Below are 945 nucleotides of genomic sequence, written 5' to 3'. Positions count from 1 at the left end.
ACACTGGTCGTTCACAGAGGTCGCGGAGCGCGCACTGAAGTTGATATCGAGCGCCAAGCACCGTGAGCACCCAACAAAAGAGCTTCGTGCTCTTGTCCGACAGCTGAACCGCCATCGACGCACGTTGCCTGAGTTGGATTCGATGCGCTGTGTTGTTCAATCCATCATGCAAGTTCTGGAAGAGGAAATTGCGGATCGTTGGATCAAGAAGCAGGAAGCGAAAAAGAAATGACGATGCGGGAACAAGCAAGACGCGCGTGGCGCGAGCGCGGAATGGACGGGGCATCGCGCAATCCCTACAACAAGGATGATCCGCGATTCTTCATGTGGCGTAATCACTTCGAAGAAGCTAAGTGGGAGGACGAGGCATTTGACGAATGTGATTTTGGAGTTGACGACGAGTAAATAGCGGCGTACACTGCGCGCATTGACTACACAACGGAGGGAACATGAGCGCACAATACAACGCAGCAGACGACTACTTCGAAGCCGACGATTTCGATCCGCTGCACGAGTACGAGCAGATTACGGGTAACCGCCTGAGTTCCTACCATGGTCCGGAAGGTCTGGGTCTGGCGATTCTCCCGTCGCAGCGCAAATCCATGTCGAAGGAATTCGCGCTCAAGCAACTGGGCGACGTGCATGGGCGCATGACGGAAGAAGAGTATCGGACGACGCTGGAGCGTGCTGGTTTCCGTACGGGCTACACGCGTCATTTCACGTATGCGCCGGACTACGCGCCCAACGATCCCCGGCAAGAAATGCAGCGTATCATGTTCCACTCGGCTTTGGGTGTGATCTTGCGGTATGACACGTACACGGATTCGGAGTCGTGTCGCATCAATTCCTGCAAATGGTGGGCTGCGTGGAAGCCGTTCGACGAAGAGTCGTGTCGCCGTGGTCGCACGTCCAGTGGCTCGTACCAATCGCTGGAACATCCGGAGT

Annotated in this window: 3 protein-coding genes; all 3 read left to right on the top strand. The window is 55.7% G+C overall.

Going from position 1 to position 945, the window contains the following annotated elements; translation table 11 throughout:
• A partial coding sequence (locus tag AC1RPG_RS07785; RefSeq protein WP_481762438.1) for a hypothetical protein occupies positions 1–232 on the top strand: 232 nt, incomplete at its 5' end.
• Entirely contained in the window at positions 199–405 is a 207-nt protein-coding gene (locus AC1RPG_RS07780; RefSeq protein ID WP_281116333.1) for a hypothetical protein, read from the top strand. The genes AC1RPG_RS07785 and AC1RPG_RS07780, both read left to right, overlap by 34 nt.
• Positions 406–449: 44 nt before the next feature.
• Positions 450–945 (top strand): hypothetical protein (locus tag AC1RPG_RS07775; RefSeq protein WP_481762437.1); only part of this gene is annotated, 496 nt, incomplete at its 3' end.

The sequence above is a fragment of the Dellaglioa sp. CoH-57-MRSF-18 genome (genome assembly GCF_056781995.1).
The sequence above is the reverse complement of the archived record's forward strand: the minus strand, read 5'-3'. Positions and strand labels throughout refer to the sequence as shown.